The sequence below is a fragment of the Candidatus Binataceae bacterium genome (assembly GCA_035508495.1).
Taxonomy (GTDB): Bacteria; Desulfobacterota; Binatia; order Binatales; family Binataceae; genus JASHPB01.
Window position 1 is genome coordinate 69,898 of sequence record DATJMX010000037.1, and the last position, 25,582, is coordinate 95,479.

Annotated in this window: 22 protein-coding genes; 11 read left to right on the top strand and 11 right to left on the bottom strand. The window is 58.4% G+C overall.

The window, feature by feature from the left end:
* Positions 1-198: 198 nt before the first annotated feature.
* Both VMA09_12695 and VMA09_12700 read left to right on the top strand, forming a co-directional pair.
* A complete protein-coding gene (locus VMA09_12695; GenBank protein ID HUA34459.1) occupies positions 199-1,254 on the top strand; it encodes a cobalamin-dependent protein in 1,056 nt (351 codons plus the stop codon).
* 28 nt (positions 1,255-1,282) lie between these two features.
* On the top strand, positions 1,283-1,555 hold the full coding sequence (locus tag VMA09_12700; GenBank protein HUA34460.1) for an antibiotic biosynthesis monooxygenase: 273 nt from the start codon (positions 1,283-1,285) through the stop codon (positions 1,553-1,555).
* A 3-nt stretch (positions 1,556-1,558) separates the two neighbouring features.
* Here the strand turns inward: VMA09_12700 and VMA09_12705 are convergent, their stop codons facing one another.
* Together VMA09_12705 and VMA09_12710 are read right to left on the bottom strand one after the other, a co-directional pair.
* Positions 1,559-2,596: a HAMP domain-containing sensor histidine kinase gene (locus tag VMA09_12705; GenBank protein HUA34461.1), complete on the bottom strand. Its 1,038-nt coding sequence runs from the start codon at positions 2,594-2,596 to the stop codon at positions 1,559-1,561.
* Between the two features lie 15 nt (positions 2,597-2,611).
* On the bottom strand, positions 2,612-3,205 hold the full coding sequence (locus VMA09_12710) for a GNAT family N-acetyltransferase (GenBank protein ID HUA34462.1): 594 nt from the start codon (positions 3,203-3,205) through the stop codon (positions 2,612-2,614).
* Between the two features lie 338 nt (positions 3,206-3,543).
* Here VMA09_12710 and VMA09_12715 point away from each other — a divergent pair, with 338 nt between their 5' ends.
* The 4 genes from VMA09_12715 (at position 3,544) to VMA09_12730 (ending at position 7,011) form a co-directional block, all read left to right on the top strand.
* Positions 3,544-4,404: an ABC transporter ATP-binding protein gene (locus tag VMA09_12715; GenBank protein HUA34463.1), complete on the top strand. Its 861-nt coding sequence runs from the start codon at positions 3,544-3,546 to the stop codon at positions 4,402-4,404.
* Positions 4,401-4,985 carry an ABC transporter substrate-binding protein gene (locus tag VMA09_12720; GenBank protein HUA34464.1) on the top strand — a complete coding sequence of 195 codons (585 nt, stop codon included), beginning with the start codon at positions 4,401-4,403 and terminating at the stop codon, positions 4,983-4,985. The genes VMA09_12715 and VMA09_12720 overlap by 4 nt, the downstream gene beginning before the upstream one ends.
* A 2-nt stretch (positions 4,986-4,987) precedes the next feature.
* Complete coding sequence (locus VMA09_12725; GenBank protein ID HUA34465.1) at positions 4,988-6,094, top strand: ABC transporter permease; 1,107 nt, start codon at positions 4,988-4,990, stop codon at positions 6,092-6,094.
* A gap of 194 nt (positions 6,095-6,288) precedes the next feature.
* Complete coding sequence (locus VMA09_12730; GenBank protein ID HUA34466.1) at positions 6,289-7,011, top strand: VacJ family lipoprotein; 723 nt, start codon at positions 6,289-6,291, stop codon at positions 7,009-7,011.
* A gap of 84 nt (positions 7,012-7,095) precedes the next feature.
* Here VMA09_12730 and VMA09_12735 read toward each other — a convergent pair whose 3' ends face one another.
* Positions 7,096-7,317 (bottom strand): hypothetical protein, encoded by a 222-nt coding sequence (locus VMA09_12735; GenBank protein HUA34467.1) that lies wholly within the window; start codon positions 7,315-7,317, stop codon positions 7,096-7,098.
* 25 nt (positions 7,318-7,342) lie between these two features.
* Positions 7,343-7,636 carry a TauD/TfdA family dioxygenase gene (locus VMA09_12740; protein ID HUA34468.1) on the bottom strand — a complete coding sequence of 98 codons (294 nt, stop codon included), beginning with the start codon at positions 7,634-7,636 and terminating at the stop codon, positions 7,343-7,345.
* A gap of 279 nt (positions 7,637-7,915) precedes the next feature.
* Here VMA09_12740 and VMA09_12745 point away from each other — a divergent pair, with 279 nt between their 5' ends.
* Entirely contained in the window at positions 7,916-8,302 is a 387-nt protein-coding gene (locus tag VMA09_12745) for a metalloregulator ArsR/SmtB family transcription factor (GenBank protein ID HUA34469.1), read from the top strand.
* Entirely contained in the window at positions 8,299-8,778 is a 480-nt protein-coding gene (locus tag VMA09_12750; GenBank protein ID HUA34470.1) for an ArsI/CadI family heavy metal resistance metalloenzyme, read from the top strand. Before VMA09_12745 ends, VMA09_12750 begins: the two co-directional genes overlap by 4 nt.
* A 327-nt stretch (positions 8,779-9,105) precedes the next feature.
* On the opposite strand, the gene arsJ is transcribed toward VMA09_12750, so the two are convergent.
* The 6 genes from arsJ to VMA09_12780 all read right to left on the bottom strand — a co-directional run bounded on the left by arsJ (position 9,106) and on the right by VMA09_12780 (position 16,266).
* Complete coding sequence (gene arsJ, locus VMA09_12755; GenBank protein ID HUA34471.1) at positions 9,106-10,353, bottom strand: organoarsenical effux MFS transporter ArsJ; 1,248 nt, start codon at positions 10,351-10,353, stop codon at positions 9,106-9,108.
* Between the two features lie 5 nt (positions 10,354-10,358).
* Positions 10,359-11,417, bottom strand: a complete 1,059-nt coding sequence (locus VMA09_12760; GenBank protein HUA34472.1) for an ArsJ-associated glyceraldehyde-3-phosphate dehydrogenase — start codon at positions 11,415-11,417, stop codon at positions 10,359-10,361.
* A gap of 9 nt (positions 11,418-11,426) precedes the next feature.
* Entirely contained in the window at positions 11,427-12,320 is an 894-nt protein-coding gene (locus VMA09_12765) for a metalloregulator ArsR/SmtB family transcription factor (protein ID HUA34473.1), read from the bottom strand.
* Between the two features lie 337 nt (positions 12,321-12,657).
* On the bottom strand, positions 12,658-13,527 hold the full coding sequence (locus tag VMA09_12770; protein HUA34474.1) for a hypothetical protein: 870 nt from the start codon (positions 13,525-13,527) through the stop codon (positions 12,658-12,660).
* Between the two features lie 177 nt (positions 13,528-13,704).
* On the bottom strand, positions 13,705-14,952 hold the full coding sequence (locus VMA09_12775; GenBank protein ID HUA34475.1) for a carbohydrate porin: 1,248 nt from the start codon (positions 14,950-14,952) through the stop codon (positions 13,705-13,707).
* Between the two features lie 192 nt (positions 14,953-15,144).
* Positions 15,145-16,266 carry a hypothetical protein gene (locus VMA09_12780; protein HUA34476.1) on the bottom strand — a complete coding sequence of 374 codons (1,122 nt, stop codon included), beginning with the start codon at positions 16,264-16,266 and terminating at the stop codon, positions 15,145-15,147.
* A gap of 706 nt (positions 16,267-16,972) precedes the next feature.
* Here VMA09_12780 and VMA09_12785 point away from each other — a divergent pair.
* The 3 genes from VMA09_12785 to VMA09_12795 all read left to right on the top strand — a co-directional run bounded on the left by VMA09_12785 (position 16,973) and on the right by VMA09_12795 (position 24,148).
* The gene (locus VMA09_12785; GenBank protein ID HUA34477.1) at positions 16,973-18,946 is read left to right on the top strand and encodes a S53 family peptidase; all 1,974 of its coding nucleotides are present in this window, start codon (positions 16,973-16,975) and stop codon (positions 18,944-18,946) included.
* Positions 18,947-18,981: 35 nt separating this feature from the next.
* Positions 18,982-19,152, top strand: coding sequence for a hypothetical protein (locus VMA09_12790; GenBank protein ID HUA34478.1), 171 nt, complete (start codon positions 18,982-18,984; stop codon positions 19,150-19,152).
* A gap of 268 nt (positions 19,153-19,420) precedes the next feature.
* Positions 19,421-24,148, top strand: coding sequence for a protease pro-enzyme activation domain-containing protein (locus tag VMA09_12795; GenBank protein HUA34479.1), 4,728 nt, complete (start codon positions 19,421-19,423; stop codon positions 24,146-24,148).
* Between the two features lie 247 nt (positions 24,149-24,395).
* Here VMA09_12795 and VMA09_12800 read toward each other — a convergent pair whose 3' ends face one another.
* Positions 24,396-25,532 carry a hypothetical protein gene (locus tag VMA09_12800; protein HUA34480.1) on the bottom strand — a complete coding sequence of 379 codons (1,137 nt, stop codon included), beginning with the start codon at positions 25,530-25,532 and terminating at the stop codon, positions 24,396-24,398.
* Positions 25,533-25,582 lie beyond the last annotated feature (50 nt).

The window sequence follows — 25,582 nt, forward strand, 5'->3', positions numbered from 1 at the left end:
TTCCGGCCCATTCCGCAGAGGGGCGGCGCTCGGTAGTCAGAGACTGGATAAAATCGTGTGACGGTCCATGGCAGGAAAATTTTGTCCACTTCGAGTTTAAGCGACCATTCATCCCGATCCCGATTTGATCCGGGAGCAATTCTCCATACATTAGATCGAGGACCGCATTCGTCGAAGAGGCTTCGCGGAGAGGGGCGCGTGCTGAATTTCGAACCCGGTGATCGACTGCGTGCCGAAGCAGATCGTATCGCGGAAGCAACTGTCGCCCGCGATTACGCGCGGCGCCCGTTGTTGCTCGAGCGTTACGGCGACAAGGGCCGCAGCAAATATCGAGAAGATATCCTGTACAATATCACGGCGCTCTCCTCCGCTGTCGACGCGGACGACGTGGCGATGTTCTTGCGCTACGTCGGCTGGCTGAAGATCCTCCTGACCCATCGCGGTGTCGCCGTGGACGACATCATCGAAAGCCTGCGCTGCATGACGTTTGCGCTGCGCGACGATGCCATTGGCGATCATGAGGTCGCGGCGTCGTACCTCGACGATGCGGTGGCGCGGTTCGTTTCGATGCCGGATCAAGTTGAGAGCTTTATCGGACTGAGCGAAGAGGATGGTATCGCGAGGCGATGCCTGGAAGCGCTCATCCGGCTCGACGCACCCGCGGCGCGCGAGACCTTGGAAAATGCGATGGCGGCGGGCTTGCCGCTGGGCCGGATTTATACGCGGGTCTTTCCGCCCCTGATGCGCGAGATCGGCCGCCTGTGGCAGATCAACGAGATCAGCGTCGCCCATGAGCATTATTGCAGCACGGCGGTACAGACGATTCTGGCCGGTTTCTACGGCCGGCTGTTTCCCGCCACGGTCCCAACCGGGTGCTCGATACTGGTCGCGTGCGTTGAAGGCGAGCAACACGAACTCGGGGCGCGCACGATCGCGGACGTTTTCGAGCTCAACGGATGGCAGACGAGCTTCCTCGGCGCCAACCTGCCCGCCCGCGAGCTGGTCAGGCTGATAGCGCGGCTGCGCCGTACTCCGGACCTGATCGCGCTTTCGGCAACGATGCCGTCGCAGGTCGTCCGCCTGGCGTCAACGATCGCGGCGATCCGCGACGGCTCGAATATCCCAATCATTGTCGGCGGTTATCTTTTCCACGCAAGCGCCGATCTGGCCGAAAAACTCAGCGCTGACGGATGCGCGGATGACGCCGACGCCGCGCTCTCAATCGCCAACGACCTCGTCGCACCGCCCGCGTAATCCCTTGAACTCAGCGCAATCAATAGCCGTGGCAATCTCCCGCTTCAGCGTTCCCCGAACGGCCGCGGGTGATATCGAGGCGCGTTTCGTGCGGCGCCCGCGGCTGGTCGATAAGCATCAAGGATTTCTTGGCTGCGAAGTTCTCAAGACCGGCAGCGATCCGGTGACCTTTGTTCTGATCACCCGATGGGAGAGCCGCGCCAAGCTGAAAGCCTACCTGCAATCGGCCGACTTCAGGTCAGTCCACGCAGGCGCTGACGAGGGAGCGGATTTCCGGATTTACGATCTCGTCGCGCGATGACTTTCATCGCGGCGGAATCGGCAGCACCACATAGAAGGTTGACCCGCGCCCCAATGCGCTCTCGACTCGCACGCGGCCGCCGTGAGCCGCGACGATCCTCCGCACAATCGCAAGCCCGAGTCCGGTGCTCTTCTCGTTGGCGGTGCTCCTGGTGCTGGTGCGCGAATAGGGCTTGAACAATTGCTCAAGCTCGTCGGCCCGGATTCCCTGTCCCTCGTCGGCGATCGCGATCGTCACTTCGGCCGCGTCACATCGCAAGGACACGGTGATCGTCGTTCCGGCGTGAGAAAACTTCAAGGCGTTGCTGATAAGATTGCTCAGCACCTGCTGCATACGTCTTGAGTCGAGATTAAGTGTGGGAGGTGTTCTCTCGCTTTCGAAGCGCAGCTTGATACCCTTCTTGCTGGCAAGGAGCGTGTTGAACTCCAGGCCTTGCCGGATCAGCTCGGCGACATCGACGGGCGCCAGTTGGAGGTCGAGCCGGCCCGCGTCAATTTTCGAATAGTCGAGGATGTCGTCGATCAGGGCCTGCATCTGCCCGGCTGCGCTAGTGACCCTCGCGAGCAGATCGCGGTTCTGCGCGCTCAACGAGTCAGCCAATTCTTCGCTGAGTAGATCCAGTACGCCGACGATGACGCTGAGCGGATTGCGCAAGTCATGCGCCGCCATCCCCAACAGCTGATTCTTCTCTCGGATAGCGGCGTCGAGTTCCGCGTTGCGGCGTGCCAACTCGCGTTGAACGTTGGCCAGTTCGCTGTTCAGCCCGGCGAGCGCCTGGAGCACGCGCGCGTCGTCGGGCGGGTCAATGCCTTCGTCGCCGCTGTGCGCGCCTACTCTTCCGGATTGTCGCTTGTCAGCCAAGAAAGCTCCCCGTTTGCTTGCCCAAGCAATTATGATGACGCATTTCCAGGCTGGGTTCGAGGCGTCGTCTTCACTAGAAACCTGTTGTCTTCGCTGGCATGGCGCGGTGTACAGCGCGCCTGTCCTTTGTAGCTGACCCTCTCGGCTGCCGCTGGCATCACCGTGAACACGCCGCCGCAAGCTGGAGTCTCATCGTTAAGCGCCATTGTCGATGCGCACTATGACGTGCACGACGCCCGAATCGTATTCGCTGTGGGTTTTGAATCCGCTGGCCGCCAGTACATTGAGCATGTGGACATTGTCAGCCATCACGTTGGCCTCGAACTCAACTATTCCTTGATGACGAGCTATGCGGCTCAGATGCGATAGCAACAGGGGCGCGATACCGTGCCGCTGGAGTTGATCGACGACTGAAAGTGCTACTTCCGCCCGACGATCCGAGGTCCGGATATAGCGTCCGACTCCTTCAATATGCTCGCGACCGTCCTCGGTGAGAGTAGCCACTAATCCGACATGCTGGGCGAAATCCAGCTCAGTAAACTTCCTCAAGTCCTCCTCGCTCAGGTTGCGCTTGAAAGACATAAAGCGATGATAAATGGATTCCGGGCTCAGCCCGCGCGCATGCTCGGCGAGCCGTTCCTTGTCATCGGGGCGGATCGCTCGAATAAGGATCGATGTTCCGTCATGCAGCCTTTCTGTCGCGCTGAACCTGGAGGCGGCGACGCTTGTATCGAGCGCTGCGTCGTCTTGCGCAAGGGATCGTTGCGCGTCCTTTTCGTTGTCGGTCATCTATCGGCCCCTGGCGGTGACCTGGCGAATTCCAGGTCTGTCTATTTTTCCCATGCAGAGCAAGTGCATATGGCGCGATCTGGAGAATATTTCTCGTAACTATAGCCTGACGACCGGCATCTATGTCTCGGATCGCCGCAGTGTAGCCCCGCGGCGGACAGCACTTAGGTTAGACAGGAATGTATCGATCGTCATCATCCGCGTATCGCAATCCCGAACCCGATCGCGGCGAAAAACGCCCGCTGGTTTCGCTAACGACCTCTCACGGACGCGAAAGCGTCGCTCTGCGCGTCGAGGGGCTAAGCAAAGTCTACGGCTCGATCGATGCCGTAGCGGGAGTGAGCTTCGACATTCGTCAAGGTGAGGTCTTTGGGCTGTTGGGACTGAATGGGGCCGGAAAGACCACGTTGATTTCGATGCTGGCGACGGAGAAACGACCGTCCGCGGGCGATGCGCAACTGCTGGACCGAAGTATCCGCGATGAGCGCCGCGCGGTGCGCCAGATGATTGGTGTGGCGCCGCAGGAAATTGCGCTCTATCCGAATCTAACCGCAGCTGAGAATCTCCACTTCTTCGGCCGCATCTACGGCGTGAGTCGCATCGAGCTGGCGATCCGTATTGATGAGCTGCTTTGCCTGATCGGACTCCACGATCGTCGCGACGATCAAGTTGCTACGTACTCCGGCGGAATGAAACGGCGGCTGAACCTTGCAGTTGCCCTGATACATCGGCCGAAACTCATTCTGCTGGATGAACCGACGGCCGGCGTCGACCCGCAATCCCGCGAAGAAATCCTGACGATCGTGCGGAGGCTGCGCCACGACGGCAATGCGATTCTTTATACGACCCACTACATGGAAGAGGCCGAGGGCCTTTGCGATCGACTGGCGATCCTCAATCGAGGAAAACTCGTGGCGCTCGGTACGATGGACACGTTGCTGGCCGGCCTTGATTTTTCCGAAGTGATCGAATTGAGCGGCCCGGACAGTCGAGTCGATGCCGCGATTCGGGCGATGGCCGGCGGATGCCGGGTTGAACGGCACGACGGGCTCGTGCGTTTTTTTGTTAAACGCGCAACAGACTATCTGGGTCCGCTGCAAAAGCTCGTCAGCCGCGATAGATCGATTCGCCTCAAGATTACGCCGGTCAGTCTCGAGGATATCTTCATGCAACTAACGGGCAGCGAGGTTCCCGCATGATCCGAAGACTGCCCATCGTGGTCGTAATTTGGCTTGTGACTATTGCGCCCGCGCGCGCAGCAACTCCGATTGATTACACGCGAACGATTCTCGAACAGGCCGAATCGATCGTCGCAAGCAATCAGCCGCACGACGAGAAGCTCGGCGCACTTTCGGTGCTGTTCAGCAAGTTCCTTGACACCGACGAGATGGGCCGCGAGGCGCTTGGCTCGCATTGGTCGACCTTCAGCCCCGATCAGCAGACGAACTTCCTTGCGCTGTTCCGCGCATTAGTCGAGCGTACCTATGTACAGAAGTTATTACTATTCGAAAATCCTGACTTCGTTTATGCCGGCCAGCAGATTAATGGCGCTACCGCGATTGTTGACACCAAAATAGTCACTCCACGGGATCAGTTTGACGTCACTTATCGATTGATACCAACGGGCGGCGTCTGGATGGTTACGAGGATCACGGTCGAGGACGTGAGTCTCACCGCCAACCTTGGCAGCCAGCTGAGCGATCTTCTTGCACGGATGTCGGTCGACGACCTGCTCGCGCTGATGCGGCGCAAGTACGGTAACCCGAATGGAGCCGCCTAGTCATGAAGACGCTGGCCGTGATGATGAAGGATCTTCGGCTGATCTGGCGCGACCGCTTTGGCCTGGTGGCTCTGCTGCTCGTTCCGATCGTCGTGATCATGGTCATTGCCGCAGCTACCCAGTCGGGCGAGGGCAGTAAAAGTATATTGTTCCCGGTAGTCAATGAGGATCAGGGACCCGTTGCCACCGCCTTGATTCGTGCCTTCCGCGAGCATCTTGATGTGCGCGTCGTATCGCGTGCGACGGCAAATCATCTTGTCGCTGAAGCCAATGATGCCCCAGCGGCGCTCATTCTTCCGCCCGAGCTGAGCAAGCACTACCTCGCGCAAAAGCCTTCCACAGTGGAACTACTGACGGATCCCGCGCAATGGCAGGAACTCGAAGCGATCAAAGTCGTGATGCTGCTGGCCGATCGCGAAACGGCTTCCCTCGGCGATCCGTTCGGCCAGGAGCTCCTCACACTGCATGAGCGCAGTATCACCGGCGACCATGTTGCCTTCTCGTCGCTCGAACAGAACATCCCGGGTTTCAGCCTGATGTTCGTGCTGCTGACGTTGATCTTCAGCGTTTCGCTCGCGCTGCGCGAGGAGGAAGTCTGGCAAACAAGCGCGCGGTTATCGATTGCGCCGGTTTCGCCGGTTTCGATCCTTGGCGGCAAGCTGCTCGCGCGGTTGATCGTTGCCACCGCGCAGTTGCTGCTACTCCTGCTGTTCGGCCATTTCGTCTACGGACTCAGGCTAGGTCATTCGCCCATCGCGATGATCGCAGTCGCGGTGACAGTGGTCGCATCGATGACTTGCTTCGCCGCGGTTGTTGCCGCCTTTGTTCGAACACGCGAACAGGCTATTCCCATCGGTCTTGCGGTGGCTTTCGTCCTGGCGGCGCTGGGCGGTCTGTTCTGGCCTCTTTATGACTTGCCGCGAGCGATACAGGCCGTTGCTCATGTATTACTGACTTCGTGGTCGATGTCGGCGATCCAGGATGTGATTCTTCGCGATCGTGGGTTAGCCGGGATCTCCACTGAGCTGGTCGTTCTCACAGGCTATGCGGCCGCATCTTTCGTCGTTGGATTGCGGTTGTTCCGCTATGGAGACGAAGCCCAGTCGTGAACATTTTTTACCTATCGTTCCGCTCTCGCCCGGTCGAGTTGCTGTTAGCTCCGGCGATGCTGGTGCTAGCTCTCGGCCTCTGCGGTTGTTCAGAGCAAAGGGATTCGACCCGAAATTCGTACACTCAGAGTGATCGCACCGCGCTCGCTTCGGACTCTCCGTACCCACTTCGCGCGCCCGGCACCAGCGAGACGATGGACTACGATCCGTGGGAGTCCTTCAATGCGGAGACTTTTGATTTCAATTTCAACGTGCTCGATCGCTATGGGTTGAAGCCCGCCGCCAAGGTATGGGCCGACGTTTTGCCTGAGCCGGTGCGCCATGGTCTGGCCAACGTCTTCGATAACATCGGGATGCCGAAGCGCTTCGTCAACAAGCTTCTCCAGGGCCGCCTGCCGGGAGCCGGCGAAGAGCTGGTGCGCTTTGTGCTGAATACTACGGTCGGACTCGCCGGTTTTTTCGACGTCGCCTCGTGTGTTGGAATCGATAAGAGCGACGCGGACACTGGTCAGACCCTCGGCGTCTATGGCGTCAAGCCTGGGCCGTACCTCGTCTTGCCGGTTCTGCAGCCGTTGACTGTCCGTGACGCGATTGGCTATGCGGCCGACTCCTTCATGGATCCTCTTTCCTGGTTTGTAACCCCGTTGTTAGCGGACGTGGGACGCGGAGCGGCGTATACGATCAATCAGCGCGCCGACAACATGGAACTCTATGACGACGTCGAAGATTCGTCGCTCGATCTTTACGCCGCGGTGCGAAATGGCTATTTGCAGCGGCGTCAAAGATCTATCGACGACGCAATTCGCGATCGCGATCGAATCTGGAAGAGCTTTTCAGGTACAAGCCAACATCGTGAGTCAATTGGAACGGCCCCGAATTCGTCGGATCCGGAGATGCTCGACATTCAGACTGAATAGCTCGTTCTGCGATCAAGGGTTTGGTAAATGCCTCCCGCCCAGGCGCCTCCCAATCAGCGCGACTTGAATAGGGAAGGGCGCCGCTCAGCGTACACCATGCACCATTGTGATGCGTGAGCGGCTGAGTTCGAGAATGGCCTTACCGCCCGGCCCGACACGGCGTGCTGACAACAACACGTCGATTCCACCACCAGACCCCAGGTCAAGAACGGTCTCGCCAGCCTTCAGTTCGGCAAGCGCGGTCGGACTGCCGCATCCGAGTGAAGCCCTGATCGCGTCGTCGGGGAGTTGTGCGGTCTCGTTCACGTCGTAAAGGTTCGAAGTTATCGCCTCATACGACTTCGCCGGAGCGCAACAGGCGGTTCCCTTGTTCGCGCTTCAGATCGGGATCGTCGAAGTCCTCATATTCGCTGCGGCAGTGAAGGATCGTCGAGTTCTTCAGAAACTGGATATCGCCTGGCTCAAACCCCATGTCGAGCCGGAAAGCGGGGTCGTTCGCGATCGACTCAATCAGTTCGAGCAGCTCGAACTGCACCGACGTGAGCCGCGGCACATCGGCATTGGTCGCGATCCCGCCAGTATCGCGCACGTGCCCCAGCAGGTCCCCATCCCGATTCTGTGGCACCGGATCGCGCATCTATTGGCGGATAGCGGGCGCGAGCTTGGGAAGCTCGAAATGATCGCGGGTCAGAGCGGCCAAAGTGCCTCCGGCCCGCTTGGCCGCGGCGATCGCTCCGTCAAGCTCACGGATTTCATCGTGGCTCAATTGATAAACCCACGAAGCGTCGTGCGCGATTTCAGGTCCCTTCCAAACGCTGGCGCCTTGAATTGGTTCTTCGATATCTGGTGGTTCCCGATTTGGCCGCTTGACCTGCCTTGGAGATATCTTTATAAATATAAAACTATGAAGAAGTTAACCGCGATCGCTGCGCTGGGTGCGCTGGCGCAGGAAACCCGGCTCGACATCTTTCGCCTGCTGGTGCAGAAGGGCCCCGAAGGTCTGCCCGCCGGCGAGATCGGCGCCCGGCTCGGACAACCGTCGCCCACGATGTCGTTTCATCTGAACCAGCTCAGGTTCGCGGGCCTGGTTACCTCGCGCCGCGAGAGCCGATCAATAATCTACAGCGCGAATTTCAAAGCCATGACCGATCTGCTCGGTTATCTGACCGAAAACTGCTGTGGCGGACGGTCGGAACTTTGCGCGCCCGCGCGGGCGTCCAACTGCATGACCGAATGTGCACCTCAACCCAAAACGCTAATGCCAAAAAAGAATCGGAGGGCTGCGGTATGAAACGCTTTCACGCTCATGTCCGGGTCGATGACCTGGAGTCCTCGGTGCGGTTTTACTCAACGCTCTTCGGCACCGAGCCGGCAGTTCTTAAATCGGACTACGCGAAATGGATGCTCGAGGATCCGCGCATAAATTTCGCGATCACTGCGGGATCGACCTCGACCGGCCTCGACCATCTGGGGTTGCAGGTGGAATCTGACGAGGACTTGGCGATGATAGCGGGCCGCCTGGAATCCGCCGGCCAGTCAGTCAGAAAGCAGGAGAACGCGGCATGCTGTTATGCTCGCGGCAATAAAGGCTGGGTATCCGATCCCAGCGGCATTTCCTGGGAGACCTTCCACACGTTCGGAGAGAGTACGGTGTACGGCAATGATTTTGCTCCACGCCTCGAAGCCAAGCCGCTGGAGTCCGAGTCGTGCTGTGCGCCGGCGAAGTCTTCCACGACCCCGTGCTGCGGGGCTTCAAAGACGCAATAAGATACCCAGCTATACACGGGCGAATCAGCGCCCAACGTTATCGCATAGCCAGGTACATCCCGGACTTCCAGCCGCCTTAGCCAGCGGCTTTCGCCGCGCGGCACTTCGGTATCGGTAGGCGAAGGTCGACCCATCGCCCGCGATTACTAAAGTGTCGGCAAGAGCTGAGTCTCTCGTCATCGGCAGCGATCCGATTATCAACGAGATAGCCGCGAGACTGATTGCGCTAGTGAGAGATATTTTCACACGACTTCTCCGCTGATTTCCCGTCCTGAAATTTATGGGATTGCGACGCTTACCTGCGCTGCTCGTTGCGGCAATCTCGCGTCATGCGTCAGCTTCTTTGAGTTTGACGGTAAGCTGAACCCCTTGCGCGCGCGGCAGGTTGAATGACAGCAGACTGGCGGCAAGCACCATGATGCCCGAAGCCAGAAGACAGCCGATAAATCCGTAAAACTCGAAGATCAATCCGGACAGCAAGGTGCCCAGAAGCCGCCCGCCCGCATTAGCCATGTAGTAGAAGCCGACGTTGACCGCGACCTCGTCCTCACCGGAATAGGCGAGTATCAGGTACGAGTGCACGGAGGAATTGATCGCGAACACGACCATGAATACGGCCAACCCGATCATGAGCGCAGGACCCGGGCTCACATTTAATCCCAGCGCGAGTGCCAGGCAGATCGGTATTTCGACCAGCACAAAGGCCCACAGGCGCGCAGTGTCGCCAGTGACTCCTTCGCGTGCCCCGACTAGCCGCAGGATCTCCGGAACGAGTGCCTGCACGAAGCCGTAGCCGATGAACCACGCGGACGCGAATGCACCGACTTGCCAGAATGACCAGTGGAGTACCGAATAGAGAAACACCGGCAACCCGACCACAAACCAGACATCGCGCGAGGCGAAAAGAAATAATCGGGCGGCCGATAGCCAGTTAACCGCCGAGCTCTTTGAGAAGAGGTGCGAAAACTTGATCTTGGTCTTGGCCTTGCCCATCCCGCGCGGTAGCGCGAATACCGTCGCGAGCAGCACAGCGAGTAGGCCAACGGCCATCGCGATGAGCGAACCCGTGAATCCAAGCGCCCCGAGCAGTGCGCCGCCCATGAAGTACCCGGCTCCCTTGAGTGCATTCTTGGAGCCGGTCAGCCGTGCGACCCATTTGAAGAGAGCGCCTTCCGCACCTTCCGGAACTACGACCTTGATCGCAGTCTTGGCGCTCATCTTGGTGAGGTCTTTGGCGATTCCCGACAACGCCTGCGCCGACATCACGTAGCAAACCGACATGAGCCGCGACCAAGCCGGCTGCAGCAACGCCAGCATGATGAGCGATCCGATCTGAAGCAGAAGACCGCCGTAGAGTGTGACTTTGAGACCCGCACGGGCTGCGATCCATCCGCCGAGAAGATTAGTGACGATGCCGAAGAATTCGTAGAACAGAAACAGGAACGCGATTTCGACGGCGCTATATCCGAGCCGATCGAAATGCAGCAGCACTAGCATCCGCAGCGCGCCGTCGGTGAGTGTGAAGCCCCAGTATGCACCGGTTACCAGGGCGTAATTGCGTAGCGCGTTGTTCACGGTTCTTATCTCGCGGCCGCGGAGTCCTGCCCCGCGTGAAGACTCGCCGCGACCTTCGCCGCGAGTTCAATCAGCCGGTTTACGTAGCCCCATTCATTGTCGTACCAGGCAATTACTTTGACTTGGGTTCCGTCGACGACCATGGTCGAAGGTCCATCGACTATCGATGAACGCGCGTCGTTGACGAAATCGACCGAGACCAGGGGCCGCGCCTCGAAACCCAAAATTCCGTTCAGCTTGCCTTCGGCAGCAGCGCGCAAGCATCCGTTCACTTCGTCGACCGTCGTGGAACGCGCCACCTCGAATACGCAGTCGGTGAGCGAAGCATTGAGCAGCGGCACTCGAATCGCCATTCCGTTCAATTTGCCCTGTAGTTCCGGATAGATGAGACCTATCGCAGTGGCAGAGCCGGTAGTCGTGGGAATCAGAGACATCAATGCGGAACGCGCGCGCCGGAGATCCTTGTGCGCCAGATCGACCACTGTCTGAGTATTGGTCACGTCATGAACAGTTGTGATGACGCCGTGGCGGATGCCGAGCTTCTCATGCACAACCTTCACTACCGGGGCGAGGCAATTCGTGGTGCACGAGGCGGCGGTGACGATGTGATACCGGTCTGGATCGTAGAGGCGATCGTTCACGCCCATCACGACGTTGAGGGCGCCTTTCTTGACCGGCGCGGCGACGATCACTTTTCGAACGCCTTGATCGATGTACGGTTGCAGGGCCTCTGGAGTTAGAAGCTTGCCGGAGCATTCAAGAACGATATCGATTCCCGCTTGCCGCCAGGGCGTTTCGCGGATCTCGGCGAAGTTGCTGTAACTGATTCGTTCGCCTTCAACTACAAGCGCGTTCGCTTCAGAAGCGATCGGCGCTCTCCATCTGCCATGAACGCTGTCAAATTCGAGTAGATGAGCAGCGGTCTCCGGACCGCCCTTGACCTCATTGATGTGGGCAATTCCGAATGCGCGATTGATGAAAGCCGCACGCAGCGCCAGGCGCCCCATACGCCCGAATCCGTTGATCCCGATCTTCGCCGGCGGGGGATTCGCGTCTTCTTTCATTAGACGCACCTAGGCCGCGGCCGCGAAATCGAGCTTTCCAATCTCGGTTACCCAACGCTGCAATGCGAATCGTTCCAGTGTCTCGATCGGAAGAGCGGTGAAGATTCTGATCTTCTGTTCGATCGCGGAGTAGGTTTTCAGAAACGGGCTGCGGGTCGCGGAGATGGATCCCTTGAAGGCCAGCGGATCCTTGAAGCCCCAGTGCGCCGTTAACGGCTGTCCCGGCCATGCCGGACAGGTCTCGGCGGCCGCGCGATCGCAAAGGGTGAAGACGTAATCCAGCCGCGGGCCATCGGGCACCGCGAACCCGTCCCAGCTTTTGCTGCTCAATCCTTCGGTCTTGTACTTCAATTCCCGAAGCAGCCGTAGTGTGGCGGGGTGAACGGTGCCGGCCGGAGCGCTACCGGCGCTGAACGCGCGAAACCTTTCTCCGCCCCAGCGGTTCATCGCGCACTCAGCCATGATGCTGCGGGCCGAGTTCCGGGTGCATAGAAAGAGCACGTTCATTGGTCGGTCCCCGTGCGTGACGAACGAGCGTTTCTCTCGCGTTGATGGTTTCACGCGGCCGCGGCAATTTTCGGCGAGATAATCGATGACGGCGTCTATCGTTCGGATCTTGGCGTCGTAAAAAACCGTTCGGCTCTGCCGGCGAGGAGCTACCAGCCCCGAATGCTTCAAGTTGTTGAGATGAAACGCGAGCGTCGGAGAGGGGAGCTTCATTCGCTCGGCAATTTCACCGGCCGGCATCCCCGCGAGGCCGCGCTGCGCCAGCATCCGGAAAATTTCGAGCCTGGTTTCCTGGGACAGCGCCCCTAGAACCGCCATTACCTCTGCTTTAGTCATCGCCGTTCCGTGTCGTTGACCGCCGTTTCCGGCGGTCCGGTTGCGAGTCGCGCCTTGCAAGCTGCGCACAACTTCTGTTAGCGGCCGAATGTTTACCAGCCACTACCTGAACATAAGCCTTTCCATGATTCCAGTTATCTGGAATCATATTATTTCCAGAACTCTGGAACAATAGCTCGAAATTGACGCGTCTTTTCCGAATTTTATTCGCGTACCCGATGATGAAATATTCGGACGATGTTCGAGCCGAGGAGCAACAGGACTCGCGTCCTCGTTCGGCAGCGAGGCTTCGGTCTCAGCTTTACGGTTCCGGCCAGGTGGTTTTTCCCGCATCCAAGGCTGAAGCTTTTTGCGATCTGACTTGGACTCTCTATCCAGGCAACGAGGCCAGGCTCGTTTAGTCTTTCCCGCCAACAAAGTCGATAACCGACTGTACGTCCGTTACCCAGACAAGCTTTTGATCCTTGAAATGATCCAGGACTCGTCCGAGCGCGCGGGCGCCATCTGGCGTTCCGACCACAAAAGGATGAATTCCAATTGCTACTATCGAAGCCTCGTGATTGGGATGGCGCTTGGCCTCGTCGACCAGCTCATCCACGTAGTCTATCCACAGCTTCTCCAAGTCGGTCGCGTTTTTAAAGCGCTGCAAGTATTGGCCCATGTCGACAGTAACTGTCGGATAAGGAATCAGCACCAATGGTCCGGATCTGGTATCGAGCCTCGAAAGAAAATCGGAATCCATGGCATCAAGAGAGTAGGTAATGCCCTCGGCAGTGACGGCCGAAAAAGTAAGCGCGTTTGGATACACGCTCGGACTTGACCAACCAGTTGATCGAATCTTTGTTTCTTTCTGGATCAGCTCCAGGGTCTTTTCAATATAGGTCTCCTGGCCCGCGAGACCTGATTGGAGAGGCAACAGTTCGGTCGAATTGTTCATACCATGCGCGATAATCGGCGCCTTTGGAACCAAAGAGCGGAACTGTTTCCACACCGCGGGATATTGTTCGGGAAAATGGGCGTTTAGGGCTATGCTCAAGGGCAGAGAGCGCTCGTCGAAGAGTTGGCCGACTCGTGGGATTCCATTAGTTATTCCGTATTGACGGAATGATTCGTTCAAAAGGTCCGGATGACGCGCGACCGTGTCAGGCCTGAGATCCGGGCCCTGACCAATCCCCCACACCTCAACGTAGAGGACGAAACAAACTGCGACTTTTCTTCCGCCCGGCCATGCTGACACATGAATTGGCCGGCGTGGCAACTCTGACATCCAATCAGTCCATGCCTGAGCTGCCGCGGGGATCATCGCCACGATCAGGCACGTGATTGTGAACCCGATAGTCGCGGCCGATCTTGGTTTTATCGCTGTATAATTGAGGTTTGTGGGAGCCATCTTTCTTTGCTGCGTGCCTGTATTTCACTCAGTCCGGTAAATTTATATCGCTGCTCAGAATAGTATGATCAGCTGCGCGGTGGCCGTCACCACACCCTGAATGCGCGGATTAAGTCCGGGGTTCGGGATGTAACTTATCACAGGCTGAATGAACGAACTCCCTATGAGATGCGCCTGGTAGTAGCCCTGGAGCATTGCCTCATTGCTGCGAAAGCCATAACGCCGGTCAAGCCAGGACCACGCCAGTCCTACACCCAGGGAATCTGATAACCGCCCCGGGATCGGTCCGAAGTCTGTCAGACCCAGGCCGAAGTAGCGGTTGATCAACATGGTATTCGATTGGTTGAAACCGAATTGATAAAAAGCCGAAACGCCACTGTCGTCAGTACCGGGCTCTCGATACCATAAGCGTTGCGAACCCAGGCTATAGGCTCCCTGCGCGCCCTCCTCGGCGACCTGGTACTCGGGTTTGGTCCCGCCCGGCAAAGACTCGTCGGGTCCGTATAGCTCGCCGGTTTGAATCCATCCGCCCACCGCGATCTTGCCCGGCAATTTCTCCCGGCCAAGCAGCCAGCAATAGCCGCCCTCGCCGATAGTGAAGTAGTGGCCATCTAGCACTGGGGCTTCCTTGAGACCGGTTTGTGTTCCGTCAGCCAGGGCGCCGTCGTAGAAACCATAGGTGATATAAAACTTTTTGCTCGGCGCCCAGTTGGCCATAATCCCGTACGCGGAATTGTAGTATCCGGGCGCAACGCCCAACATCGCCGGATTTATGAATATCGGAGTATAAGTAAGGCTCGTAACCGCTGGTATCATCCGCGCAGGATCTGAAACATCCACCGGTCGCGAGACATTGTTGAAGTCGACCGTCGGGACGCTCTTGCCCGCTAGAACGATGAGCTTGTCTTCGAAAAGACTCTGTCTCCACACAAGCTGATAAAGCTCCGTGCGAACCAGAGGCGAAACCCCGGGCAGTCCGTCGTAACCTTGCACGACGCCTGCTTTCTCGTTGGCGTCCTCCCCATTGAATTCGAGCATCGAACAATCGACGGTTGCTCCCGGCAGCCCGACGATCCTGTCGAGATTCAGGTTGACGTTAAGAATCAACAGACTATTGAACGACCATGTTCGCGGCTTCTGTCCTCCCGTAAACAAGTAGTCGGAATTTCCGGCCCACAGACCGCCGACTTTGATCCCCGACTCCGGCGTGAGTCCGAGCAGTCTGCCCAGCAGCCCGGTCCCTGGGAACGGATTCGAGGCCCCCGGGTTGGCCGCTATGGCAGGCGGGCGCTCAGTGAACAATGCAGAAACGGTTGACGAGGATGTCGCGCTGGGCGACGTTGCCGGCTGGGAACCGTCACTATGTGCCGGTCCGGGCGATGTGGCGCACAACGCGATGATGCACGGCAGCCCAAATACCAGTCTGGCGCGGCGGCTCCCAATCGCGCGACCCACACGCGTCCAGGATTGCGAGCGCTTCACCGGCACCCCAATCTACTTGATCTGTTGGATCGTCGCGGGGCCCTCACCCTGGCTCGGATCGATGCGGAATGGCCATTCGTTGGAATGGAAAGGGACCAGTGGCGGCAAGAAGATCGGCAGGCCGTACTTTTTGTCTTCTGCCTCGATCGCCAGGCGGCCGTCACCGCCCATCAGCTCGTAGTCCATGAGGTAGTAGCTACCGAAGAAGACTTTGCCGACTGAGCGATCGGCCACAGTTCGAATCAGCACGTTGAGCATTTGGTCGGGAGTAGTGACGAAATCGGAAGTTTCGAAAAGGAAAAGGCGGGTGTTCATCGCTTCTTTGCCAAAGAACTGTGCCAGCACGCTGAAGATCACATTATTCTGACGCGCTACATATAGCGTATTGCTGATTGCATAGGTATTGTCCCATTCAGGACCGAGCATCTCCTTCCAGTCCTTCAACACCTTCATCCAATGTTCCACCTGGATCGTCGCACCCCAGTGAATGTTTTTCTCTAGAAAAGGTTTCACTTGATCTGCATAACTCTGAATATCCGCAAACGAGTAAGTTCCCCGGCTCATGCATTCGTCCATGAACTTGATATTTGCCCTGAGAACGTCGATTTCATTCTGTCGCCATCCCGGACTGAGTTCACTCGCGTCGATGGTGCCTAACGCAGTTTGATTGGCGGCACGAAACGCCGCCATCGGCCCCATCCAGGAATGATCGGCAACAGTGCCGAGGTGCGAACCCGTCAATTCAAATATCGCAAGCGCAGAATGACCGACTGATTTGAGGATTTGATATTGGACCGGGACTGGCGGCGCTTCCAGCGGCGCTTGGCCGGGGCGGTAGAGAATAAATCTGCCGCCCTCGTTGCTGAACAGGCCCATGACGATCGGATGCTGTGCCTCGAAGTTCTTCTGATATTTGGCGAGGGCGTCGTCGTAAATGCCAAACATCGCGAGGTCCAACGACAACAGGTTCTGCGTCGCGGTCTGCGCCGAAGGGCGGGACTCTTCGTCGCCCACGATGATGTTCATATAGTCGGGAAGGCCCAGTTGCGCGGCCGATTCGGCGAAGCATCGGCCGGCCGCGGCCGTTGCAAGTCCGAGCGCCAGCATCAAAGCAAAATACTGTGGCTTTTTCATAGGCCCTTTTTCGCTTCAATTCTCCTTCGAAAATGCTTCAACCACGAAAGCCCGAAAACCAGCAGACAGTAGCTAAAAACTACATGAACTCGCAATGGCTATTGACATCCTGTGGAGATTTGCAATAGCGCACGAGAGCCCCTCTGGAGCAGCGTTCTCTGCCAGTCTTGGCGAAGAAACATGTCGAGCCAAAAAAGGATTGTCCTTCGACTGGCGAGTATATTTCGTTGCCGATGAATTTTGCCCAACTATTGAATCTCCACTCATGCGGCGGCTTGAGCGGTTCCGGCGCAGGCCTTCGACCGCCGCATCAAAACTACCCGCCACGTCACGAAGCGGCGCCTACCGAGATGCGCCACCCATAATTTGTTAACCGATGCCTGGACCGCTGCGGCACTGGTGGCGTGAGAAAGGTACAGCAGTTGCACTTTTGCAATCTAATACCAGCATCTCAAGGCTATTAGAATGAGATATTATCTATATCGATAAACAATATGTTTTAGGCGCTGTGGAATAAATTTAATCGTTAAAGCTTGTCGTAGCCGAACTCAAATGATAACACACTGGCTGTTAACCTGACGCTGACTACAAGAGAAAAAGCGACCGAGCTCATTTGGCCTGGTCCCGTGCGCACGGCGTACGCGCGAAAGTTCAGTTTATCGCCCATAAGCCGGCCCGGTACCTGGAGGGGAAGGATCAAATTCGGATGTCAACAGGATCCGTCAGGCATAAATCGCGTCTAATTGTAGCATTATTGGGGCCGCTGGCACTTCTGATATTCGCCTGGGAGCGGACGCTTCCGCAGGCCGCCGCACCACGCAAAACGCTTCTCACTAACTATTGGAATTGGGCAGCGGCGCCGCCCGACATGGAGGTCCATCTGACGGCGGCCCTCAGCTTGCGCCACGCTGCCGAAATGGAGAGCCTCAAAAATCAACTCGAAGAAGCGGGTTCTCCGCAGTTCCACAAATGGTTGACCAGTGCTGAATTTGAACGTCGGTTTGGCCCCACCTCTGAGCAAATGAAAGCGGTGACCGATTGGCTCAGTAGCAGGGGGTTCGATATCGAATCCGCTGATCTGGGCAAATCGGAAGTGAGGTTTGACGGATCGGTTGCACGGGTGCAACAGGCCTTGGGCGTCAGGTTTGTTAGCAACGGCTCTCTGTATGCCAACCTGAACGAGCCCCGGATTCCCGCGAGCCTGTCGGGATCGGTGGTGGCGTTTCTCGGGCTGGATAACCTCGCTTCACGAAAGTCGAGAATTGCTGAGACTGGAGCGGGGCGGGATTATCTAATCCCCGGCGGTACTTCAAGTCCGCATTTTGGCCCGCAGGACATGTGGCACTTTTACGACGAGACGCCTCCCATCAATTCCCAGGGTAAGTCTAGCGGCGCCAACGGCGGGACTTTAGGCCCCGACTGTATCGCACTGCTCGAATACGACACTTTGCCGACGGTTCCATCGCCAACACCCACGCCAGCGGTACCAGAAGACTGTTCGTTAGCGCCGGCGGCGATTGCTACGGACACCGGCGTAGTGAACACCTTTACCAACCAGTTCTGCCTTCCCGAGGCGAGGATTACATTTGTTTACACCGATCCATCTACACCGCCCGGGCAGCCGTCCGACAATGAACCAAACCTGGATGTTGATTGGGCTCATGCGATCGCGCCCAACACGCCGATCAAGGTCTATGTTGCAACCATTCCCCACTCGACGACGCCCGCACTGGATACGCTGAGGGCCGCGGTTACCGATCCGCGTCTTTGCGGCGCAATCAGTTCGAGTATTGACGACCGTGGAGCAGCCGGTAGCGCCTCCCCATGCCCGAGCCGGTCGCTGATTCAGGTTTACGAAGACCTCGAGGCGCGAGCGGTGATGCAAGGCCAGACCGTGTTCCACTCATCTGGAGACTACGGCGCAAACTACGTCTGCGGACAGCCCGGGAATCAATCCGGTCCGACCGGAAAGCAGCCCAGTATCGAGGAGAGTTTTGCCAGTTCCGACGTGACGGTGGTTGGCGGCACGGAGTTCCAGCCGGAGTATGACAGCGACGGCAATGATGTCTCAGTGCTGACGAAGAACTTCGAGCAGGTATGGCAGTTTGCCACGCCGCTGCCGACACCCGTTGCGACACCGACCAAAGGCGCCAGCGGCGGAGGAATAAGCACGGTTATTCCTCGGCCCCTCTGGCAACTAGGCATCATTCCATACGGTTTGAAAAGGCCGCCTACGATGCGGGCCGTGCCCGATGTCTCGATCGCAGCCAGCGGAGACTCCCCAGGATATTGGGTTGCAACTACCAACACTGTGCTGCAGGGGGTCGGTCTGACTTGCGACGATAATAATTCAACCTGCTTCGCCTCCGTTGGTGGAACGAGCGCCAGTTCACCGGTGTGGGCAGGTATCTCGCGACTGATCGCGCAGCACCGGATTGAACAGCATCTAGGTAGCCGGTTTCTGGGCAACATCAATCCGCAACTCTATCTGCTTGCCGCGCTGAGGAGTCGCGCGCTGGTTGATGTTTCGGTGCCTGGCAGCAACTGCACGGTGGATTCGTCTGGCGTGTGCGGAACTCCCAACCTTTATCTGATCGGACCGGGATACGATTTGGGCACTGGCCTTGGCAGTCCTGATATCGACAAACTGGTTGCGGCATTCGGATTCCCACTACCGTAAGTCTCGCGCTGCGCCACACGGTCGGGAAGAGCTTCATGTCAACGCCAACCTCGGCCACGATCACGCTGGCCACCGTTGCGCTAACTCCCGCGATGGTCACGAGCCGCTCGATGACGGCGCGAAAAGGACTCAAGCGCAGCCTCGATCTGCGCCTCGAACTCGCCAACCGCCTTACAGGTGCTCAACCATGTCCAAATGCTGCTTGAACAGCCAAATCGTCTGTAAACTCAAAGCAGTTCTCTCGACAGATTGTCATTCATGGCCGGTTGCTCAAAGCGCGCTGATGCGTCACTTAGCTGCGCGGCGCGGCAGAGCGTCTTACTGGCTAAACCACTCGAGCGTGAGGCGCGTGGCCTCGTGGTAGTTATCGAATGGTCTAATGCACGCCCCAACTTTGCATTCTTCACCTTACGTTGTTTTCTGCACCACTTTCTCGGTTATGGCGGGAGGAGCGGCCGACGAGGGTATCCAAGGATGAGCCGCAAATTCGTCGGATTGAATTCAGCACGATGGCTGGCTGCCGCATCGTTGTTGTTTTTCCTGAACGCGGTTGCCTACGCTTCGCAGTCCAGGTATCAGCAGCAGGAATTTCCTCTACAGATGGCGCGGATTCCCGGCCACGTCCTGGGCGTGCTGCCGACGGCCATCAAGCTGGCGCCATCTCCGGACGAACCGAACCAATCGCTCACTCTGACAATCGTTCTGCATCACGATGATGAGCAGGGCTTCGCGGAATATTTTCGAGAGGTCTACGATCCAGATTCGGAGAACTTCGGCAAGTTCCTCACACAAGAACAGATCGCGGATCGATTCGGCCCTACGCGAGCCCGCTATGAATCGATTCTAAGATACCTGGACAACTGCGATTTGCGCCTGATTGAAGGCTCGACCAGTCGGCTGACGATCGAGGCGCGCGGGACCCGCCGGCAGGTCGAGCAAACCTTCATCGTTCATATTGGCGATTACCAACTCGGCGGGCAGAGGTTCTACGCCAACGACGTCGATCCATCTTTGCCAATAGACCTTGCCTCCGGCGTAGAGGCCGTGATCGGACTCAATAATCTTCCCAGGCCGGAGCATGGCTCCGAGCAGATTCCAGTTGCTGGCCTGACCGGGGCCGGTATAAGTGCGTCCATCGGGATAGACGCGGTCTTGACCGGATCGCTGGCCTTGGGCGGTTTTGCGATAGCGCTGGGCTTCATCATACTTATTGCCACGCTTCTTCTCATTCTTGGATTGCTGCTTTATTCGGAAGGATCGCTACAGACCGAGGCGCAACTTCGCGCGAACGTTGACCCTCCCACACCGCCGCCCGGCTCCGGCCAGACCGTCGGTCTGCTCGAATTCGACAGTTTCAACCAGGGCGACGTAAGCGACTACATCAACCTGGTCTCAACCGCCGCCAGTCTGGCCGGATTTTCGTCGCCTGATATCAACAATCTGACCAAGATCGATGTAGACGGTGGCGTTCCAGTCGGCCCGGGCGAAAGCGAAGTCCTGATAGACATCGATGACGTGATGACGATCGCGCCCGGCGCGAAGGTCACGGTTTACGATGCGCCGTTTTCCGGCGCTGGCAGTTTCCAATCCGTTCTGAGCCAGATGATCGACGACAAGGTCAACATCATCAGCAACAGTTGGGCGTACTGCGAGGATCAGACCACGCTCGCCGATGTCACCAGCATCGATACGCTGGTGCAACAAGCGGGAGTGGCCGGTATCAGCGTGTTCAGCGGCAGCGGTGATAACGGAAGCACCTGCCTCGACGGCAGCCCGAATACCGTGGCGGTGCCGGCAGATTCGCCCAACCTGACCGCCGTCGGCGGCAGTTCGATGACCGTCGGCCCCGGACTTACTTATGGCAGCGAGACATGGTGGAACGGCTCCAACTCGGTACCCGTCACCGGTCAAGGCGGATTCGGCGTAAGCAAGTTCTTTAGCGCCCCGCCGTATCAGAGCGGATTTAGCGGCACGAAGCGCTCAGTACCGGATGTCGTAACCAATGCCGACCCCGCCCAGGGGATGCTCATATGCCAGGCCGACAATGGCGGATGCCCCAACGGCACGCTTAACGGCGGGACCAGCATGGCCGCGCCCAGTTGGGCGGCTTATACCGCGGCGCTCAATCAAAAGATCGGCAAAGAGCTGGGGTTCCTGAACCCGCAGATCTATCCGCTTTCAAACAGTGGCGCGTTTCACATCCCGGCCTCGATGGGCAGCGACTTCGCGCATGTTGGACTGGGCTCGCCCAGCTTGGGGGCGCTATACCTTCAACTTACCGGCCAGAGTTCAGGTGCGGTGAGCGCCACCGTCTCCCAGGTGGGAGTGTATCTTGCCCCGGGTTCGATCGCGCCCTCCGGCAACGGCGCACCAGCCGACGGCAACACGCAGGAATTCGTCTCGGTGGTGCTCGCTGACGCAAATGGATTCCGTGTCCCCGGAAAGACGGTCAGCATTACACCCAATAATGGCTCGAGCGCGCAGATTTCCACTATAAGAGCGGTTACCGATTCCACTAACGGCTCGGCGCTGTTCAGCGTCACCGATACCGTCTCGGAGAGCGTGACTTTCACTGCAACCGATACCACCGACAATATCCAGCTCACGCCGAGCGTCACGCCCACGGCGATCTTCGTCACGCCGGCTGCCGCTTCGGCGGGTCTCACGGCGCTGCCGAGCACGGTGACCGCCGATGGCAAGACCGCCGCCACTATCACGGTGACCCTCCAGGATTCGCTGGGCCGCCCGACGCCCGGCAAACTCATACAGATTTCGCAGACCGGTGGTAACTCTGTGATTAGCGGATCCAATCCACCAGTCACCAACTCGAACGGAATGATCCAGTTGACCGCGGTCGACTCGAACAACGAGACCATCACCTATTCGGCGATTGACGTGACCGATGGCAACCTGCCGTTCCCGCAGACCGCATCGGTGACTTTCAGCAATGCGCCCGAGCCCGGGTGCTCGAATACATTCGATGCGGCTCCCGGATTCGTCGCGCAGCCGTACGCCACCGGATTTCTCGCGCAGAACTTCTGTGTCGGAAGCATCTGCATCACCGGATGCCCCGGGGCATTCGGCGTCGCGTTCGATTCGAACGGCAACCTGTACGCCGTCGATCAGCCGACCGGCGACATCTACAAGTTCCCTCCCGGCGGCGGCGTGGCGGGTACAAGTACCCTGCTGACTCAAACTCCGCTGACGACGCTCGACACGGTGCGAATCGACAGCCATGACAATCTGTATGGCGGCCTCAACGCCACCAACACCGGCAGTGCCTTCGACTATACCAAGGGTGCCGTTGTTCAGATCGATACCACGAGCGGCAACGTCACACGCACCGTTGCGTCGAACCTCATCTGCCCGGGTATCATCTCGATCGATCCGTTGAGCGGCGACATTTTCGCCGATGACAATTGCAACGGCGAGGGCCTCAACAACAGCTCGATGTGGCGAATCTCGAATCCTGGCAGCGTCTCGCCCACCACCTCTCTTTATACCGCGCTGCCCGGCAGTCCCAACGGCACCATCGCATTCTCGCCCAACGGCACGATCTACGTGCCGACGACGTCCGGCGGCATCCAGCTCGTCGAGGTCAGCGGCACCAATGGACCCTCGACCCCGACGCAGGAAACGCTCGCCGTGCCCAACACGTTCGGTCTCGGCTTGATCGCGCAGGGTCCGCAGAATGCGGCCGCACAGTTCTTAATTTCGAGTTTCAATCTGAACGGATCAGTGCCCGGCGGCATCGGGACTTTCGACCTGAGCGTCACTCCGCCGGCCCAAAGTAGCACGCTCGTGACTGACAATGGCCAGGCCATCGACATGACTATTGGGCCCGATGGTTGCGTATACGCGGCGCGCGGCGTGGCCGTATTCAGGATCACCGATACCAGCGGGCAATGTACCTACACTGCGGCAAATCCTTCACCATCGCTCTCGCTCACTCCTCTGACGATCAGTCCCAATCCGCAGCAGGGAACCTCGCAAACATTCACCGCAACCTTCCACTACACGAGTATTCCTGATGGCACCCCGGTTCTGCTGCGCGTAACCGGCGCCAATCCGCAGACCTTGCAAGCCAACACGAAAAGCGGCGTGGCGACATTCGCCTACACCGCAGTGCATCAAGGTGTGGACACACTCAGCGCGGCGGCGACCGTCGGGGTCTCGAACGTAACTTCGAACAACGCGGTGGTTACATGGGCCAGTGGAACCGATGTTACGTTCCTTAACGTCAATCAGAGCCCGACCAGCGGAACGCAGGGCGTTCCCGTTACGGTGGCGGCCAACCTGGTCGATGTCTCGAGCAGCCCGGTAGCCGCGGTCTTAGATCAGCAAGTGAACTTCATGGTCGGTGGAGCGACTTGCTCGTCCGCTACTGACTCCAATGGCAATGCGACGTGCCAGGTCACCCCGACTGGCGATGGAGTCGAGACGCTGAGCGCGGCGTTCAGCGCAAGCTCGCCCTACAATGGATCGAGCGCTTCAAAAGGCTTCACTGTGCTCGCAGCGGTGTCACCCACGCCGACATCGACGCCAACTCCAACGCCATCCGCGACGCCAACGCCCGTGATGGGCACAACCGAATTTTCCGGCTCGACGGCGGATCTGAGCGGCACGCCCGGTCAGCAGGTGAGCACCTCGTTCGAGGCCGTCAACAATACAGGAGCGGCTGAGACCATCGGTTCGGTTACGATCGCGCTCAGCCATCCGGGGCTTTTCTCCGGGTTGAGTCTGAGTGGCGCCGGCGAGTCCGGGCAGCCCTCCGGCGCGATTGGCGAATCGAATAGCTTTACCTTCAGCCCGGCGCTGATGGTTGCGGCCGGCGGCTCAGTGACCTTCACCGTCACTGCGACTATCGCCGGGAATGCGGCAATGCTTGGTGGACCGCTGAAGCTTGCATACGCGAACACGTTGTCACCCCATCCTGAAGACGCGATGCCGCTGATGCTCGGGCTGATTCTGCTCGGCGTCTGTCTTGCGCTAATCGAGCGCGACAAGCGCAAGCGCGCGCTGATCGCGATGATGTCGCTGGGCCTGCTCCTGGCGGTCGCAGCCGCCGGATGCGGCGGCAGCAGCACACCCCAACCGGCGCTCGCAAAGTCCGCCATCACCATCACCGGCGCCCAGGCAAGCGGCGGTGACGGCGCAATCAGCGGCCTGCCGCTGCAAGTGGCAATAGTCACCCGCCGCTAGAGTAGATTCCGCCTTTACCTCCTACCGACAGGACAGATCTCATCTGACAATGGCGTAGACGTCATCGCTTACAATCCGGAGCTACATCACGTCTATTTGCCGGGAGAACAAAGCGCGTCTCTGACTCTGATTGGCAGCTCGTCGAGCGACAACCCGAGGCTCTTGAATCTGGGCCTTGCTACGGCAGTAGAAGTGGAAGCCTCGCTGATACCAGCGGACTACGGTTTCGGCTCGAAGATTGAGACGGTTAGTCTCCAGTGTCGACCAGACTGCACGGACGGGGAGTGATACCCGCCCACGTGAGCGGAAAGCCCTTAACCGCCAGCCAAGCCTCCTGCTGCAATCGCGATGCAAGCTTGCCGGGGATGCCGAGTTCAGCGGCCGCCTGCTCGCTCGCTCCAAGTTTGCGTACATCAGCCCCCGTCATCTTCACAAAAAGGACGAGACCGCTCAGATAGGCGCCATACCGGCTGGGATGGTGGTAGTCGGGTTTCTTGATGGGAGGATCGTTGACCGCATTGATTCCGTACCAAAGGAGCGGCAGGGCGGAAGGGCGAGATAGAAAGGGATTCGGATTGGCCAGTCCGTCGTTCCAGGCACGGCGCCACGCTTCACCCGCTGGTGCGACACCGGTGACCTTGCCATCGCGCTGCGCGGCGCACCGATAACTGGCGAGGTTCGCATCGAGAACATCGTTCAACGCCTTTATATATTTCTGAGAAAAACCCGGCTGGGTCGGATCGCCAGCGATTTCCTCTGCCAGGTCTCCGCTCGCCCAGGTTTCGTAGAGAATGATCTGGGCTTTTGGCGCAACTACGTGTACGGCTTGCTCGATCGTCTGCACACTGGCCCAGAAACCGGGCGGATCACTGTGATCATTATTGGTGAGGGAGCGTGGCAGCGGCTTGACGCTTAGTTCCTGCAGCACCACTGCCTGCCAGCCCGCTTGCGCGATCACGTCCGAGGCTGCCTCGTAGTTCTTTTTCAGGCTGGTTGCAGAGATGGCCTCAATATGGACCTCGTAGCTGAGGCGCATCTCCTGGGCCAGTTCGGAGAAGATCCCCGGAATGCCGCCCCATGGCCCGGACTCAGCGGGCGACTCTTCGCGCTCGCCAGTCTGGCCATAGTTCTCGTCGATAACCTGGGGAGGCTGCCACGGTTCACCGGGTGTCTGCGCATTGTAGGTTCGCACCGGTGTATAGCGCCCGTGCGTGAAACTATCGCCAACGAACAGCACCGAACATACGCGTCCCCATCCTTCGTTACAGGCATATGTTTCTGGTATCTCCGCGGCGGCGATGCTCCCGTAGTATCCTGGGAGAAAGACCAGCACGAGAACCATCGAAACGGTCAGCCATGAATTCTGCGTACGGTTGGTGATCACGGATGCCTCGATGCGTCGGCCGCGACTGATTTTTGGATTCCGGCGTCGTA

What these genes read in the sequence shown, in the direction of transcription:
- VMA09_12785 (HUA34477.1), top strand. Translation starts at nt 16,973, where the DNA reads ATGTCAACAGGATCCGTCAGGCATAAATCGCGTCTAATTGTAGCATTA.
- VMA09_12720 (HUA34464.1), top strand. Translation starts at nt 4,401, where the DNA reads ATGATCCGAAGACTGCCCATCGTGGTCGTAATTTGGCTTGTGACTATT.
- VMA09_12770 (HUA34474.1), bottom strand. Translation starts at nt 13,527, where the DNA reads ATGTCAGAGTTGCCACGCCGGCCAATTCATGTGTCAGCATGGCCGGGC.
- VMA09_12725 (HUA34465.1), top strand. Translation starts at nt 4,988, where the DNA reads ATGAAGACGCTGGCCGTGATGATGAAGGATCTTCGGCTGATCTGGCGC.
- VMA09_12710 (HUA34462.1), bottom strand. Translation starts at nt 3,205, where the DNA reads ATGACCGACAACGAAAAGGACGCGCAACGATCCCTTGCGCAAGACGAC.
- VMA09_12795 (HUA34479.1), top strand. Translation starts at nt 19,421, where the DNA reads ATGAGCCGCAAATTCGTCGGATTGAATTCAGCACGATGGCTGGCTGCC.
- VMA09_12745 (HUA34469.1), top strand. Translation starts at nt 7,916, where the DNA reads ATGAAGAAGTTAACCGCGATCGCTGCGCTGGGTGCGCTGGCGCAGGAA.
- VMA09_12750 (HUA34470.1), top strand. Translation starts at nt 8,299, where the DNA reads ATGAAACGCTTTCACGCTCATGTCCGGGTCGATGACCTGGAGTCCTCG.
- VMA09_12780 (HUA34476.1), bottom strand. Translation starts at nt 16,266, where the DNA reads ATGAAAAAGCCACAGTATTTTGCTTTGATGCTGGCGCTCGGACTTGCA.
- VMA09_12730 (HUA34466.1), top strand. Translation starts at nt 6,289, where the DNA reads ATGGACTACGATCCGTGGGAGTCCTTCAATGCGGAGACTTTTGATTTC.
- VMA09_12760 (HUA34472.1), bottom strand. Translation starts at nt 11,417, where the DNA reads ATGAAAGAAGACGCGAATCCCCCGCCGGCGAAGATCGGGATCAACGGA.
- VMA09_12790 (HUA34478.1), top strand. Translation starts at nt 18,982, where the DNA reads ATGTCAACGCCAACCTCGGCCACGATCACGCTGGCCACCGTTGCGCTA.